The organism is Pseudonocardia hierapolitana, from assembly GCF_007994075.1.
Taxonomy (GTDB): domain Bacteria; phylum Actinomycetota; class Actinomycetes; order Mycobacteriales; family Pseudonocardiaceae; genus Pseudonocardia; species Pseudonocardia hierapolitana.
On record NZ_VIWU01000001.1, the window covers coordinates 8,218,355 to 8,232,996 of the forward strand.

The 14,642-nt window shown below is 72.6% G+C and carries 12 protein-coding genes; 6 read left to right on the forward strand and 6 right to left on the reverse strand.

Features of this window, described 5'->3' with window-relative positions:
• Positions 1-7 precede the first annotated feature (7 nt).
• The 4 genes from yjfF to FHX44_RS38735 are packed head-to-tail and all read right to left on the reverse strand — an operon-like array spanning position 8 to position 4,593.
• Positions 8-1,000 (reverse strand): galactofuranose ABC transporter, permease protein YjfF, encoded by a 993-nt coding sequence (gene yjfF / locus FHX44_RS38720; protein ID WP_246170827.1) that lies wholly within the window; start codon positions 998-1,000, stop codon positions 8-10.
• Positions 997-2,064 (reverse strand): ABC transporter permease, encoded by a 1,068-nt coding sequence (locus FHX44_RS38725; protein WP_147260294.1) that lies wholly within the window; start codon positions 2,062-2,064, stop codon positions 997-999. The genes yjfF and FHX44_RS38725 overlap by 4 nt, the downstream gene beginning before the upstream one ends.
• On the reverse strand, positions 2,057-3,553 hold the full coding sequence (locus tag FHX44_RS38730; protein ID WP_147260295.1) for a sugar ABC transporter ATP-binding protein: 1,497 nt from the start codon (positions 3,551-3,553) through the stop codon (positions 2,057-2,059). The genes FHX44_RS38725 and FHX44_RS38730 overlap by 8 nt, the downstream gene beginning before the upstream one ends.
• A 41-nt stretch (positions 3,554-3,594) precedes the next feature.
• Positions 3,595-4,593 (reverse strand): ABC transporter substrate-binding protein, encoded by a 999-nt coding sequence (locus FHX44_RS38735; protein ID WP_147261824.1) that lies wholly within the window; start codon positions 4,591-4,593, stop codon positions 3,595-3,597.
• Positions 4,594-4,815: 222 nt separating this feature from the next.
• Here FHX44_RS38735 and FHX44_RS38740 point away from each other — a divergent pair, with 222 nt between their 5' ends.
• Positions 4,816-5,073: a hypothetical protein gene (locus tag FHX44_RS38740; protein ID WP_147260296.1), complete on the forward strand. Its 258-nt coding sequence runs from the start codon at positions 4,816-4,818 to the stop codon at positions 5,071-5,073.
• A 693-nt stretch (positions 5,074-5,766) separates the two neighbouring features.
• Here FHX44_RS38740 and FHX44_RS38745 read toward each other — a convergent pair.
• On the reverse strand, positions 5,767-6,810 hold the full coding sequence (locus tag FHX44_RS38745) for an IS110 family RNA-guided transposase (RefSeq protein ID WP_147253659.1): 1,044 nt from the start codon (positions 6,808-6,810) through the stop codon (positions 5,767-5,769).
• 610 nt (positions 6,811-7,420) lie between these two features.
• Here FHX44_RS38745 and FHX44_RS38750 point away from each other — a divergent pair.
• From FHX44_RS38750 to FHX44_RS38760, 3 genes are read left to right on the forward strand one after another with little or no spacing between them, the layout of a single operon-like run.
• Entirely contained in the window at positions 7,421-8,776 is a 1,356-nt protein-coding gene (locus tag FHX44_RS38750) for a type I glutamate--ammonia ligase (RefSeq protein ID WP_246170828.1), read from the forward strand.
• Positions 8,776-9,909 carry an amidohydrolase family protein gene (locus FHX44_RS38755; protein ID WP_147260297.1) on the forward strand — a complete coding sequence of 378 codons (1,134 nt, stop codon included), beginning with the start codon at positions 8,776-8,778 and terminating at the stop codon, positions 9,907-9,909. The genes FHX44_RS38750 and FHX44_RS38755 overlap by 1 nt, the downstream gene beginning before the upstream one ends.
• A gap of 20 nt (positions 9,910-9,929) precedes the next feature.
• A complete protein-coding gene (locus FHX44_RS38760; protein WP_246170829.1) occupies positions 9,930-10,712 on the forward strand; it encodes an alpha/beta fold hydrolase in 783 nt (260 codons plus the stop codon).
• A gap of 47 nt (positions 10,713-10,759) precedes the next feature.
• Here FHX44_RS38760 and FHX44_RS38765 read toward each other — a convergent pair whose 3' ends face one another.
• Positions 10,760-11,644, reverse strand: coding sequence for an alpha/beta fold hydrolase (locus FHX44_RS38765; RefSeq protein ID WP_212612848.1), 885 nt, complete (start codon positions 11,642-11,644; stop codon positions 10,760-10,762).
• 85 nt (positions 11,645-11,729) lie between these two features.
• Between FHX44_RS38765 and FHX44_RS38770 the strand changes: the two genes are divergently transcribed.
• Positions 11,730-12,410 (forward strand): TetR/AcrR family transcriptional regulator, encoded by a 681-nt coding sequence (locus FHX44_RS38770; RefSeq protein ID WP_147260298.1) that lies wholly within the window; start codon positions 11,730-11,732, stop codon positions 12,408-12,410.
• A gap of 595 nt (positions 12,411-13,005) precedes the next feature.
• Positions 13,006-14,436 (forward strand): HNH endonuclease signature motif containing protein, encoded by a 1,431-nt coding sequence (locus FHX44_RS38775; protein WP_147260299.1) that lies wholly within the window; start codon positions 13,006-13,008, stop codon positions 14,434-14,436.
• The last annotated feature ends 206 nt before the right edge of the window (positions 14,437-14,642 follow it).

Genomic DNA, 14,642 nt, shown 5'->3' on the forward strand with positions numbered 1-14,642 from the left:
GACCAGCTCAGCCGGCCGCCGTGCGGCGCGCCAGCATCCGCTGCAGCACCACGAACACCAGCAGCAGGAGCCCGATCACGATACGCGACCACCACGAGCTGAGGGTGCCCTCGAACGACAGGATCGTCTGGATCGTGCCGAGCACGAGCACGCCGAGCACGGAGCCGAGCACGAACCCGGAGCCGCCGGCGAGCAGCGTGCCCCCGATGACGACGGCGGCGATCGCGTCGAGCTCCATCCCGACGGCGTGGAGGCTGTAGCCGGAGAGCATGTAGAAGGTGAAGAGCAGCCCGGCGAGCGCGGAGCAGGCCCCGCTGATCACGTACACGCCCACCCGGGCCTGGGCCACCCGCAACCCCATGAGCATCGCCGACTGCTGGTTGCCGCCGACGGCGTAGACCGTGCGGCCGAACCGGGTCATGTGCAGGACGTAGGCGGCCACCGCGACCACGACGAGCGCCACGAGGGCACTCGGGCTCAGGAACATCTCGTCGCCCAGCGGTATCGCGGTCTGCGCGAACGTGCGGAACAGCGGGTCGGTGATCGAGATGGACTGCAGGTCGATCACGTAGCACAGGCCCCTGGCGAGGAACATCCCGGCGAGCGTGACGATGAACGGCTGGATCTCCAGGTAGTGGATCACCGCGCCCATCGCGAGCCCGAACACCGCCCCACCCGCGAGCACCAGGAGCATCACGACCGCCGGCGGCCAGCCGGCCCGCAGCAGGGCCGCCGCCACCATCGTGGACAGCGCCACGACCGACCCGACCGACAGGTCGATGCCCCCGGTGAGGATCACGAACGTCATCCCGACCGCGAGCACCACGAGGAAGGAGTTGTCGATCAGCAGGTTGAGCAGCACCTGGCCGGACGCGAACGACTCGTAACGCAGGCTCCCCCCGGCGAACATGAGCACGAAGAGCGCGAAAGTGACCACCACGGGGAGGAAGCGGGTGGGCAGCTGCCGCGCGACGCGGGCGCGTTCGGCGAGCGCGGTCACCGGCTGCTCCCCGTCGGCTCGGTGGCGGCGGGGGCGGGCTCGACCGCAGCGGCGGGCGGCGCCGCAGGCGGCGGTGCCCCTCGCCGGCCACGGCGCGTGAGCAGCGCCTGCACCCTCGGGGCCTGGGCCAGGAACACCAGGATCACGACGACCGCCTTGAACACGAGGGAGACCTCCGGCGGAATCCCGACCGAGTAGATCGTGGTGGTGAGCGTCTGGATGGTGAGCGCGCCGAGCAGGGTGCCCGCGATCGAGTACCGCCCGCCCGCGAGCGACGTGCCACCGATGACGACGGCGAGGATCGCGTCCAGCTCCAGCCAGAGACCCGCGTTGTTGGCGTCGGCCGCGTGGACGTTCGAGCTGATCATCAGCCCGGCCACGGCGGCGCAGAGCGCGCAGAACACGTAGACCGTCCACACGATGGTGCGCGAGCGCACCCCGGCGAGCCTGCTCGCCTCCGGGTTGATGCCGACCGCCTCGACGAGCGTGCCGAGCGCGGTGCGCCGGGTCACGAGCGCGACCAGCGCGTACACCGCGGCGGCCACGATCACCGTCACCGGCACGGTGAGCAGGGCGCTCCCGCTGATCCCGGAGAAGGTGTCGTTGTTGACGGTGACGATCTGCCCGTCGGTCACGAGCTGGGCGAGGCCGCGGCCCGCCGTCATCAGCACCAGCGTCGCGATGATCGGCTGGATCCCGAGCCGGGCGACGAGGAACCCGTTCCAGGCCCCGAGCGCCACCGCCAGCCCGAGGGCGAGCCCGATGCCCGCGAGCGCGGCGCCGGGGCTCGCCGGGTCGGGGCTGCCGGCGATCCAGGTGCACGTCACCGCTCCGGCGATCGCGACGACGGCGCCGACGGACAGGTCGATCCCGCGGGTGGCGATCACCAGCGTCATCCCGAGCGCGGTGAGCGCCAGCGGGGCGCCGTTGTGCAGGATGTCGATCAGGCTCCCGTAGAGCCTGCCGTCCTGCACGCGCACGGCGAAGAAGCTCGGCGTCACGGCCAGGTTGAGCAGCAGCAGCGCGACGAGCGGCCAGATCGGCTTGCGCAGGAGCTCACGCACCGGCCTCACCCCCGGTCGCGATCAGTTCCATCACCCGGTCCATGTCCACGTCCTCCCCGGCCAGCTCCGCGACCGGCCTGCGGTCGCGCAGCACCAGGACCCGGTCGGACAGGCGTACCACCTCGTCCAGCTCCGCGGAGATGAACACCACCGCCGTGCCCTTCTGCGACTGCTCGGCGACGAGCGCCTGGATCTGCGCCTTCGCTCCGACGTCGATGCCCCGCGTGGGTTCGTCGAGGATGAGCAGGCGCGGCTGGGTGATCAGCCACCGGGCCAGCAGCACCTTCTGCTGGTTGCCACCGGACAGGTTGTGCAGGAGCGCGTCCGGGTCGGCGGGCCGGATGTCGAGCAGCTCGATCCAGCGCCGGGCCAGCTCGTCCTGCTTGCGCCCGGGGATGCGCCGCATCCAGCCGCGGGACGCCTGCATGGCGAGGACGATGTTGTCGCGTACCGACAGGTCGCCCACCACACCGGCGGCCTTGCGGTCCTCGGGGCTGAACGCGATGCCGGCGTCGATCGCCGCGCGCGGGTTGCGGATCCGGACCGCGTGCCCGCCCACCGCGATCTCGCCCTGATCGGCGCGGTCGGCGCCGAACAGCAGCCGGGCGAGCTCGGTGCGTCCGCTGCCGAGCAGGCCGGCCAGGCCGACGACCTCCCCCGGGCGCACAACGAGGTCGACCGGCTCGATCGCCCCCCTGCGCCCCAGCCCGACGGCTTCGAGGACCGGGGCCTCCTGCTCGTCGGCGGGTGCGGCCGGCGCGCGGTCGAGGCGTTCCAGGACCTCCAGCTCGCGCCCGACCATCGCCGACACAAGCTGCCGCCGGGAGATCTCCGCAGTGGGGTACTCGCCGACCCGCCTGCCGTTGCGCAGCACCGTCATCCGGTCGGAGATCTCGTAGACCTGCTCGAGGAAGTGCGAGACGAACAGGATCGCCACGCCGTCGTCGCGCAGGCGGCGGATCACCCGGAAGAGCTCCTCGACCTCGCTCGCGTCCAGGCTGGACGTGGGCTCGTCGAGCACGAGCACCCTGGCGTCCACCTCGACGGCACGCGCGATCGCGACCAGCTGCTGCTGCGCGATCGGGTGCGCGCCGAGCGGTGATGACGGGTCGAGGTCCAGGTGCAGCCTGCCCAGCACGTCGGTGGCCCGCCGCCGGGCGCCGCGCCAGTCGATGCGACCGGCGCGGCGTGGCTCCCGGCCCAGGAGGAGGTTCTCCGCCACCGAGAGGTTGGGGCAGAGGTTCACCTCCTGGTAGACCGTGCTGATCCCGGCGGCCTGGGCCGCGGCGGGCCCGCTGAAGGCCACCGGCTCGCCCTGCACCGTGATCTGCCCCGCGTCCACCGGGTGCACGCCGGTGAGGGCCTTGATCAGCGTCGACTTGCCGGCGCCGTTCTCGCCCATCAACGCGTGCACCTCGCCCGGGTACAAGCGCAGGTCCACCGAATCGAGGGCCTGCACCGGCCCGAACGCGATGGAGATGCCGGTCATCTCCACCAGCGGACGCCCCACCACTGGACGCGAGGCCTCCATCAGTACTGGCGGCTGGGCAGTGCGGCCTTGGCGGCGGCGGTGTCGAACGTCGTCTCCTCGGTGACGACGCGCGCCGGCACCTCCTCACCCGCGGCGACCTTCTTGACCAGGTCCATCAGCTGCGGGCCGAGCAGCGGGTTGCACTCCACGATGAAGTTGATCTTGCCATCGGCCAACGCCTGCATGCCGTCCTTGACCGCGTCCACCGTGATGATCTTGATGTCCTGGCCGGGGACCTTGCCGGCGGCCTCGATCGCCTCGATCGCGCCGAGACCCATGTCGTCGTTGTGCGCGTAGAGGACGTCGATGTCCGGGTGGGCCTTCAGGAACGCCTCCATCACCTGGCGGCCGCCGGAGCGCGTGAAGTCACCGGTCTGCGAAGCGATGACCTGGTAGTTCGCGTTCTGCTTGATCACCTCGGCGAAGCCCTCCTGGCGGTCGATCGCCGGGGCCGAGCCCGTGGTGCCCTGCAGCTCCACGATGTTCACCGGCCCGGCGGACGCGTCGACGTTCTCCAGGAGCCACTGCCCGGCCTTCTTGCCCTCCTCGATGAAGTCGGAACCGAGGAAGGTCTTGTAGAGCGTGGTGTCTGCGGAGTCGACGGCGCGGTCGGTGAGGATCACCGGGATGTTGGCGCGCTTGGCCTCCATCAGCACGGTGTCCCACCCGGACTCCACGACCGGGCTGAACGCGATCACGTCGACCCGCTGCTGGATGAACGAGCGGATCGCCTTGATCTGGTTCTCCTGCTTCTGCTGTGCGTCGGAGAACTGCAGGTCGATGCCGGCGGCCACCGCCGAGTCCTGCACCGACTTCGTGTTCGCGGTGCGCCACCCGCTCTCGGCGCCCACCTGCGAGAAGCCCAGCGTGATCGTGTCGCCGCCGGCCGCGGGCGCGGACCCACCTCCACCGTCGCCACCGCCACCACAAGCGGCGAGCACCAGCGCGGCCGCCGCCGTGATCGCGAGGGCAGCGGCCCGCTTCCGGAGCGCGGGCAACCTCGTCGTTGTGCGCACAGCGCCTCCCCAGGCGTCGTTTCGAGTGGCGGGACCGTCGATTCGCTGTGATGCGTGTCCCACCCGGCGGAAACTGTGAGCGCTAACATGCCCCGCCGTCAAGAGAAGCTCGCGTCAAGAGCCGATAACGTTCCGCCCTCCCGAGCGGCCTCCGTCACGGACCGTCACGGGCGGCCGCCCCGAGTGATCCGGTTGAATGAACGCGTGCGTCACAACGGCACTGGTGACGATGAGCCAACCGGACCGCTCCCCGGGAGCGGCGGCGAGTGGCCGCTGCCCCCGGACGGCAGCGCGCTCACCGACGATCTGGAACCGGGGGACGTCTGGGAGTCCGAAGGCCCGGGCAGCGCCGCGGCCGCCGCCCGCGGCTGCCTGTGCCCGATGCTGCCGAACGACCCGCGCGCCGGTCTGGGTGTGCTCATCGCACCCGACTGCCCCGTTCACCGATCGCGGCTGGAGTGATCCCGACTCCCGGCCGGGCACGGCCTTCCGGTAGGGCCTTCGGTGGCGGCTTCCGGTAGGGCCTTCGGTGGCGACGCGCATCGTGCGGGGCCGCCCCTCGCAGGTCAAGGGCGCCTGCGGCGTCGCTCGGCGATCGCTGCGCGACCCTTGACCTCTGAGCCTCTGCGACCCCTCCGGGCAAGCGACGCGGGCAGGCCAAGGGCCTGCCCGGGTGGGCGCGCGGCGCCACCGAAGGCGGGCCCACGGGCATGATCACGGCGTTGGTGCCTCTACGGCGGAATCCGGCCGTGAACGCGCCGAAACACCGATCATGAGGCCCCCGCGCCCCGATGATCGGCGATCTGGCGCACCCACGGCTGTCCGGCCCGCCGTGAGCGCACCGAATCAGCGACCTTCCCCCGGTGAGGGACCAACCACTGCCGCGCACCGGGGCCTGATCGGCGGTCAAGGCGAAATGGTGGCTAGTTGATCTTCAACAGCGACCATCTGCCCTTGATCGCGGCCATCAGCCCTTGATCACTGCTGCAGACCACAGATCCGAGCCCTTGATCACGCCCGGGACCGCCTCCTGGCGGCGCCGCGCGCCCACCGGGCAGGCCCGGCCTGCCCGCACCGCATGCCCGAGGGGCCGCAGAGGCTCGCAGGTCAAGGGTCGCGCAGCGATCGCGCAGCGACGCCGCAGAAGCTTCTATGTCAAGCGGTCGCTGGGAGTTGGCGGCGGTGGTCGGTGAGCAGGGCGTGGTAGACGACGTCGGCGAGGTGGCGTTTGAGGGCGCGCAGCGCCGCCTTGCCGGTGGCGTTGGGTCGGCGCTGGGTCCAGCGTTCGCGCCAGGCCCGCGCCTCGGGTTTGTGGCTGAGCTGGGCGATGACGATGCGATGCAGGCAGGCGTTGAGTTGCCGGTTGCCGCCGCGGTTGAGCCGCACCTGGGGCCGGTTACTACTCCAGACCGGGATCGGGGCGGCACCGGCGTGCATGGCAAACGCCGCCGCGGACCGGAACCGGGAGATCCCAGCAACCTCACCGATGATCTTCGCGGCGGTGACCACGTTGACCCCGACGATGGCCAGCAGGGTCGGGGCCAGCGGGACGACCAGCTCGCCCAGCTGCTTGTCCAACCGGCGGATCTGTTCGCGCAGCCGACGGATCTCGCCGACCAGCTCCAGCGCCAGGTCGCGGCGCACGCTCGCCGGCAGCGCCTCCAGCCCGGCGGTCAGCCGGTCCAGCTGACGGGCACTGTTCAACCGCCCGGCGCCGGGGTCCAGGCCGGGGTCCAGGTCGTGCAGGTGCCAGCGCAGCTGGTTGATCGTCTGGGTGCGCCACTTGACCAGCTGCTCGCGCCGGTCGGTCAGCAGCCGCAGATCAGCGGCCACCTCATCCAGGTGCGCGGCCGGCAAGTCCGGCTCGCGCAGCGCGGCGCGGGCGATGGCCAGCGCGTCGATCGGGTCGGACTTGCCGCGCGTGCGCGCGCTGGCCCGGCTCTGGGCCATCAGCTTGGGCGGCACCCACACCACCGCCGCGCCGTGCCCGATCAGGGTGCGCACCAGCCGCCCGGCCACCCCGCGGCCGTCCTCGACCGCCCACCGCCGGTCCGGCCCAAACCCGCCCGCCCACGCCCACAACCGCAACCACCCCTCCGGGGTGGAGGCGACCGTCACCTGGCCCAGCTTGCGCCCCACCTCGTCGACGGCGACCGCGGTGTGGGTCCGCTTGTGCGGATCGATCCCAATGACCACCATGAACGTCCGGGTGTCCTTCCTTCCAGATCAGGAGACAGGCATCCGGATCGGGTCGGCTGGTCGGACACACCTCAGTCGAGGGGATGGCGTCTAGCCCACGCTTCTATCAAGTCAGGCCAGCCGGCCCGAACCCTGACCACGCTCGACAGTTCTGCGGCAAGCCAACCAACGGTGGCAGCGCCCTTGAGAGTCACCACGTGATCAGGGCCGGACCCTAACCGCTGCCGATCAACAGCAGCAGCCCTCAGCCTGACACTGAGGCGCCCTTGAGCTGGGAGGGGCGGCCCGCACAATGCGCGGCGCCGCCAGGAGGCCCTGAGAGGGCTCACCCGCCCATCGCCGCAGGCATCCCTCGATGGTTCGGGCGTGCCATGAGGCTGCCCCGGGCACATCCGTCGCCACGGGCATCGCCTCGGCGGTGCGGGCGAGGCGCGGTACCCGCAGAGCCAGGAGACCGAGCAGGGAGATCGCCCTGCCGCCACAGCCGTGGACGAGCCATACGAGGCGAACAGCGCCGTGGCCGCGATCGGGTGACCGCACCGCCGATCATCCCGCCGATCTGGTGGGTGATCGAGCCGCCAGTGTTGCCCAGGGGTTGTAGCGTGCGCCCGTGACGACGTATCCGATGCCGGTCCTCGGCGCCGAGGAGCTGGCCGCAGCGCGGGCCCGCCTCGAGGACGCCGACGTCCGGCTGCTCTCCGGCTCGGTGGTGGATCCGGCGGGAGTGATCCGGGCGAAGCACGTCCCGGCGCACCGGGCGGACGCGTTCCACTCGGCCGGCATGGGCGCGTCACCCAGCTGGAACGTGTTCTGCGTCGACAACGCCATCGCGTTCACCCCGCGGTTCGGGGTGGTCGGCGATCTGCGGCTGCGCGCCGACCTCGTCGGCCTCCGGGTGCTCGGTGCCGGGCTGGCCTGGGCGCCGGCGGAGATGTTCGACCAGGACGGGGCACCCGCGCCGGTCTGCACCCGCGGCCTGCTGCGCCGGACCGTCGCGGGCCTCGCCGAGCGCGGGCTCGACGCGCGCCTCGGCTGCGAGCTCGAGATGGTGCTCACGCCCCGTAACGGCGCGGGCTGGAACGCCTATGGGCTGGGCGCCCTGCTGGACGTCGAACCGTTCGTTCTCGACCTGCTCGCCGCCGCCGACCGGGCCGGTCTCCCGGTCGAGCAGATCCACGCCGAGTACGGCGACAGCCAGCTCGAGCTCTCGATCAGCCCGACCGACCCGCTCACGGCCGCCGATCACGCCGTGCTGGCCCGCCTGCTCGCCTGCCGGGTGGCGCGCCGGCACGAGCTCTCGGTGTCGTTCTCGCCGCTGCCGTTCGCGGGCGGCAGCGGGAACGGGGCGCACCAGCACCTCTCGCTGACCTTGAACGGGCAGCCGCTCCTGTCCGGCGGCGTTGGACCGCACGGGCTGACCGACGACGGTGGCGCCGCGATCGGCGGGATCGTGGCCGGGCTGCCGGAGCTCACCGCGGTGTTCGCCGGGTCCGTGCTGTCGCCGCACCGGCTCCAGCCCGGGCACTGGTCGGGCGCGTTCGCCTGCTGGGGCCTGGAGAACCGGGAGGCCGCGGTGCGCCTGTGCGCGGCGACATCCGGCAACCCGCACGGCGCGAGCGTGGAGCTCAAGTGCATCGACCCCTCGGCCAACCCCTACCTCGCCGCCGCGACGTTCCTCGGGCTCGCGCTCGAGGGCCTCGCCGGCGACGCGCCGCTGCCGCCGGAGGTCACGGTCGCCCCGGCCGAGCTCACGGCCGAGGAGGCGGCGCGCACGAACACGGTGCGCCTCCCGGCCGACCAGGCCTCGGCGCTGGAGGCGTTGGACGCCTCGGACCTCGCCAGGCGCCTGCTCGGGGAGGAGATCCTCGAGGCGCTCACGGCCGTGCGCCGCCACGAGCTCGCCACCTACGGCGAGCAGGACCTCGATGCGGTGGCCGAGAAGCTGCGGTACGCCTGGTCCGCCTGATGGGTTCCGCCGAGCACATCGCCGAGCATGTCGCGGCACTGCGGCTGGTGGACCACCACGTGCACGGCGCGTTCACCGCCGATCTCGGCCGCGCGGAGTTCGAGACCCATCTCAACGAGGGCTCACCCGAGCCCGTCCCGGAGTGGATGACGCAGTTCGACTCGCAGCTCGGCTTCGCCATCCGCCGCTGGTGCGCGCCCGTGCTCGACCTCCCGGCGCACGCGCCCGCCGACGAGTACTGGGCCCGCCGCGCCGAGCTCGGCGTCCGCGCGGTCACCGAACGGCTCCTGCGGGCCGCCGGGGTGTCGGACTGGCTCGTCGACACCGGGTTCGGCGCGGGCACGGTCCTCGACGTCGACGGGATGGCCGGCGCGTCGCAGGCACGCGGACACCTCATCGTCCGGCTGGAGTCGGTCGCCGAGGAGCTGCCCGCCGACGGGGTCGCCGGCCGTGACTACGCCGACGAGTTCGGCGCCCGGCTGGAGCGCGCCGCGCACGGGGCCGTGGGGGTCAAGTCGATCCTCGCCTACCGGGCCGGGTTCGACATCGACCTCTCGCCGCCCGCGCCGCACGCGGTGGCCGACGCGGCCCGCCGATGGGTCGACGGGGGCGCGACGCGGCTGGTCGACCCGGTGCTCCTGCGCCACGGCCTGCACGCCGCGGTGCGCCTGGGACTGCCGATCCAGATCCACACCGGATTCGGCGACCGCGACCTGGACCTGCACCGGGCCAACCCGATCCACCTGCTGGACTTCCTGCGCACGCCGGGGGTGGCGGACGTGCCGATCGTGCTCCTGCACTGCTACCCGTACCACCGCGAGGCCGGCTACCTCGCCCAGGCGTTCGGGAACGTCCACTTCGACGTCGGCCTCGCGATCAACCACGTCGGGGTGCGCAGCACCCAGGTGGTGGCGGAGTCCTTCGAGCTGGCGCCGTTCGCGAAGCAGCTCTACTCCTCCGACGCGTGGGGCCCGCCGGAGCTGCACCACCTCGGCGCCGTGCTGTGGCGGCGGGCGGTCACGTCGGTCCTCGGCGACTGGGTGACGAGCGGCGACTGGTCGGCGGCCGATGCCCGGCGGGTGGCCGACATGGTCGGCCGCGACAACGCCCGCCACGTCTACCGGCTGGGCTGAAACCCGGCGAAGATCGACAGGTGACCCACGCGAGGACCTCCGACGGCACCCGCATCGCGTACCAGACCTCCGGCGCGGGAGCGCCGCTGCTGATGCTCAGCGGCCAGGCGAGCTCGCACCGGTGGTGGACCCGGGTCCGCGCGGACTTCGACGCCTACCGCCAGGTCATCACGCTCGACTACCGCGGCACCGGCGACAGCGACGCGCCACCCGGTCCCTACCGCACCCAGGGCTTCGCCGAGGACGCGATCGCCGTGCTGAACCACCTCGACATCGAGCGCGCCGACGTCTACGGCACCTCGATGGGTGGCCGGGTCGCGCAGTGGATCGCCGTGACGCACCCGCACCGGGTGCGGCGCCTCGTGCTCGGCTGCACCTCACCCGGCGGTCCGCACGCCGTCGAGCGCTCGGCCGCGGTGCGCCGGGCGCTCGCCGACCCCGACCCCGCGGCCGCCCGGCGGGCCCTGCTCGGCCTCATGTACTCCCCGGAGTGGCTCGCGCGGAACCCCGAGCCGTACTGGACGCTCGGCGACCCGACGATGTCCCGGCACGCCCGCCACCAGCACCTGCTCGCGAGCAACGCGCACGACGCGTGGGACGCGCTCCCCCGGATCGCCGCCCCCACGCTCGTCCTGCACGGCGACGAGGACGAGCTCAACCCCACGGCCAACGCGCCACTTCTCGCGGACCGGATCCCCGGGGCTCGGCTGCACCTGATCGCCGGCGCCCGGCACGCCTACTTCGAGGAGTACCGCGACGTCGCAGGTCCGGCCGCGCGGGAGTTCCTGACCGACACGTGCTGACGGGTGCCGTCGACGGCCGCGTCCGCGCTCAGGAGACCCACCGGACCCTAGGAAGCCACGCGGTCGGCGAGCGCCCGTACGTCGCCCGCGATGCGGGGCCAGAGCGCGCGAGGCAGGTCGTGGCCCACCCCGGGCAGCTGCACGAGCCGGGCATCCGGCACGGCGGCGGCCGTGGCGCGGGCCGCCGACGGCCGCACCACCGGGTCCTGCTCGCCGTGCAGCACGAGCGCGGGAACGGTCAGCTCGGCCAGCCGGCCGCCGTGCCACGGGGCGCCGGTCTGGCGGCTCTGCGCCCTCACGTCCCGTATCCCGCTCGTCACCTCGCGCTCGACCGCGGCCCGCACCTCTGCCTCGTCGAACGGGTAGCCCGGCGACGCGATGGCGCGGGCCAGCGCGAGCCCGGCGGCGACGTCGCCCTCGGGCCCTTCGGGAAACTTCAGCCGCGACATCCGCAGCACGAAGCCGAGCCGGACGTGCCGCAGCTGGCTCAGCCCGGCCGCGTCGCTGGGCATCGCGCCGGACACCGTGATGCTGCGGACCCGGCCCGGGTGGCGCAGTGCGATGCGCTGCGCGAGCAGGCCGCCCAGCGAGTGGCCGAACACGTGCGCCGAGCTCCAGCCGACCGCGTCGAGGACGGCCACGGCGTCGTCGGTCATGTCCTCGGCCGAGTACGGCGCCGACCGCCCACGGAACAGCGCCGTGAACGGGTGGACGTGGTCCTCGTCGGGGAACCGGGTGGACTCCCCGGAGTCGCGCTGGTCGTACGCGACGACGTGGAACCCCTGCTCCACCAGCGCGAACACGAAACCCTGCGGCCACCACGCCCGGGAGACCCCGAGGCCCATCACGAGCAGCAGCGGGTCGCCACCCGCACCGCCGAGGTCGGAGTAGGCGATCCGGACGGTGCCGTTGCGGGCGTAGTGGGTGTTCACGACGGCCCTCCCTCTTCTGCGATCAGCGTTCGCAGATACGAGGTTACGTGACTGGGTACGCTGTTCGCAAAACGATGGAGGTCACATGGCGGACCGGCCCCGCAGCATCTGGCTGCGCCCGGAGCGGACCGGGCGGGGCCCCGTCCCCGAGCACGACCGCGCCCGGATCTCCGCCGCCGCGGTCACGCTCGCCGACGCGGACGGCCTCGCGGCCGTCTCGATGCGCAGGATCGCCTCGGTGCTCGGCACGGGACCCGCGTCGCTGTACCGCTACGTCGACTCCCGCGACGAGCTGCTCGAGCTCATGGCCGACGCCGTCGCGGGCGAGCTCGACCTGAGCCGGCCACCGTCCGGGGACTGGCGGGCCGACCTCGTCGCGCTCGCCCACCAGCTGCGCGGCGCCTACCGCCGCCACCCCTGGCTGCTCGACCTCGTGCCCGGCCGCGTCGGGATCGGCCCGCGAGCGGTCGACCAGCTGGAATACGCCCTCGCCGCGCTGGCCCGGGTGGACGTCGCGGGCCCGGTCAAGCTGGAGGCCGTGGCGATGCTGAACGGCATCGTCGCGCTCGCCGTGCGCACCGAGCTGACCGTCGGCGACTCCACGGCGTCCTGGAGCGCCGCCCAGGCCGAGTTCCTCGGGGCGGTCGTCTCAGCGGGTGGCCACCCGCATCTGGCTGCGGCGCTCGCCGACGCGCCACCGGCGCCCGAGGACGCCATCGTCGATCGGATCCTGCCGCGCATGCTGGCCGGTCTCCTGGAGGCGTGACCGGTCCCCCGTTCACGGACGAGACCGGCACCAGCAATTCCGAACTTCGGCCCCCGGCGTGCTCCGTGCGTGTAGCGGGTGGCTGGGTTGGGATCACTACCGAATGGCGTGGTTGCTCGGGCGGCCGTCCCCGATTTGAGGGCACGGCGGTTGTCGACGAGACCGTCTCTACCGGGTGCCTACGCAACTATCCTGTGGTACCGACCCACCCCGCAGGCTCCTCCGGGGAGTAGTTGTCGTCGTTGCGCCGCGTTCCCGTTCCAACGCGTTCCGTTCGGCCGCGTTCCGCGGAACGCTTCTCTCGTGGGCGAGCCCGGTCGCCTCGGGCGGGAGTAGCGATCGGCGTCAGCGGTGTCTCGGGTGCTTGGACCCGTAGCCGGCGCATCTCGCGCGTGTGGCGGTGGCCGGGTTGGGATCACTACCGAATAGCCTGGTCGCTCGGGCGGCCGTCCCCGACATGAAATAGTTCTCGTCGTTCCGCCGCGTGAGTTTCGCCGCGTTCCGCGGGACGCCACCCGACCCTCCACGGGGCAGGAATTGTCGGACCCGGCTGCCATCCTTGAGATCGAACATCAGTTCGCCTCAGGAGGTGCCCGTGTCCGTGATCGCGCTCCCCACCGCACTACCCGCGATGACAACCGACGACCTCGAATCCGAACTGCTCGGGCTGGCCGGGCACATCGCCGCCGCCGAATGCCGGTTCCTGCAGTTGTTGGCCGAGTTCGACCAGCGCAAGGGCTGGGCCGGGGACGGGATCTACTCCTGTGCGCACTGGTTGTCCTGGCGCGCCGGGATGAACCTGCGCACCGCCACCGAACGCCTCCGCGTCGCCCACGCCCTACGCAACCTCCCGAAGATCAGCGAGGCGTTCGGCACCGGGGAGCTGTCCTACTCCAAGGTCCGGGCGATCACCCGCCTCGTCGGCTCCGACAACGCGACCCTGACCCGCCTCGCCGCCGAGATCGCCGCCGGGACCTCCGAGTTGCGCCACACCGGGGTGGCCGACCCGGACACCGCCGAACAGATCCTGTTGAGCCTGGCCCGCAACGGCACCGCCGGCCATGTGGAGACCGTGGTGCGGGCGGTGCGCCGCCGCCACACCCCGCCCGACAACCACACCGCCCGACGATCCTTGTCCTGGCAGTGGGACGAGGACGGGTCGCTGGTCCTGCGTGCCCGCCTCACCCCCGACGACGGCGCAGCGTTCATCGCCTCGATCGAAGCGCTGGTCCCGCCACCGACCCCGATTAGCCACCCGGTGCCGGCGACGCCGGACGACCCGCAGCAGCGGGCGCGGGAGCAGGAACCCGGGCCGGCGGTGGATCGGGTGGCTGCACGGCGTGCGGACGCGCTGCTCGCCCTGGTGAACGGCCACGCCCACACCGACTCCGACTCCGACTCCGAGGCGGGCTCGGGGGCGACGGTGGAGCGCGGGCGGGCGCAGGTGATCGTGCACCTGGACGCCACGACCGGTACCGCCCGCCTCGACGACGGCCCCGAGGTTCCGCACCCCACCGCCGAGCGGCTGGCGTGTGATGCCCGGGTGCAGCTCCTGCTCAACGACCGCCGCGGCAACCGGATGTACCTGGGGCGCAACCGGCGCCTGGCCACCCCGGCCCAGATCGCCGCGTTGACTGTGCGGGATGGGGAGGGGTGTCAGTTCCCCGGCTGCAGCCACACCCGCCACCTGCACGCCCACCACGTCATCCCCTGGTGGTTCGGCGGCCGCACCGATGTCGACAACCTGATCCTGGTGTGCTCGTTCCACCACCGGCTGATCCACGACCACGGCTACCGCATCCGGTGGCTGGCCGGGCGGTGGGAGTTCCGCCGACCCGACAACACCCCCATCCCGGCCGCCCCGACGCCGTTGACCGGCAACACCGAGAGCCTGATCGAGATGCACACCCGCGCCCGGCTACAGATCGACCACACCACACTCACCCCGGACTGGGAGGGCGACCGGCTCGACCCGGACCCCTTCCTCGACGCCCTGCTGCCCCGCCGGATCCGCACGGCAGCCTGAGCGTTCCGCGGAACGCACCACCGGTCCCGAGCACGCGGACCGTCCGGGCCGGGCGAAGCCCGCCACGTTCGACAAGCGCGGTCCAGATGGTGAGACCACCTGGCTCCGACACCACGCGGGAAGGGGAGGAATGGGACCACAGGACAGTTGCGCAGGCACCCGGCAGGGGCGGTCTCGTCGCGACCGCCGTGCCCTCAAGACGGGGA

Bases quoted from the DNA above. Each gene is read 5' to 3' on its own strand.
- FHX44_RS38770 (WP_147260298.1), top strand. From the start codon at position 11,730: ATGGCGGACCGGCCCCGCAGCATCTGGCTGCGCCCGGAGCGGACCGGG.
- FHX44_RS38745 (WP_147253659.1), bottom strand. From the start codon at position 6,810: ATGGTGGTCATTGGGATCGATCCGCACAAGCGGACCCACACCGCGGTC.
- FHX44_RS38755 (WP_147260297.1), top strand. From the start codon at position 8,776: ATGGGTTCCGCCGAGCACATCGCCGAGCATGTCGCGGCACTGCGGCTG.
- FHX44_RS38730 (WP_147260295.1), bottom strand. From the start codon at position 3,553: ATGACCGGCATCTCCATCGCGTTCGGGCCGGTGCAGGCCCTCGATTCG.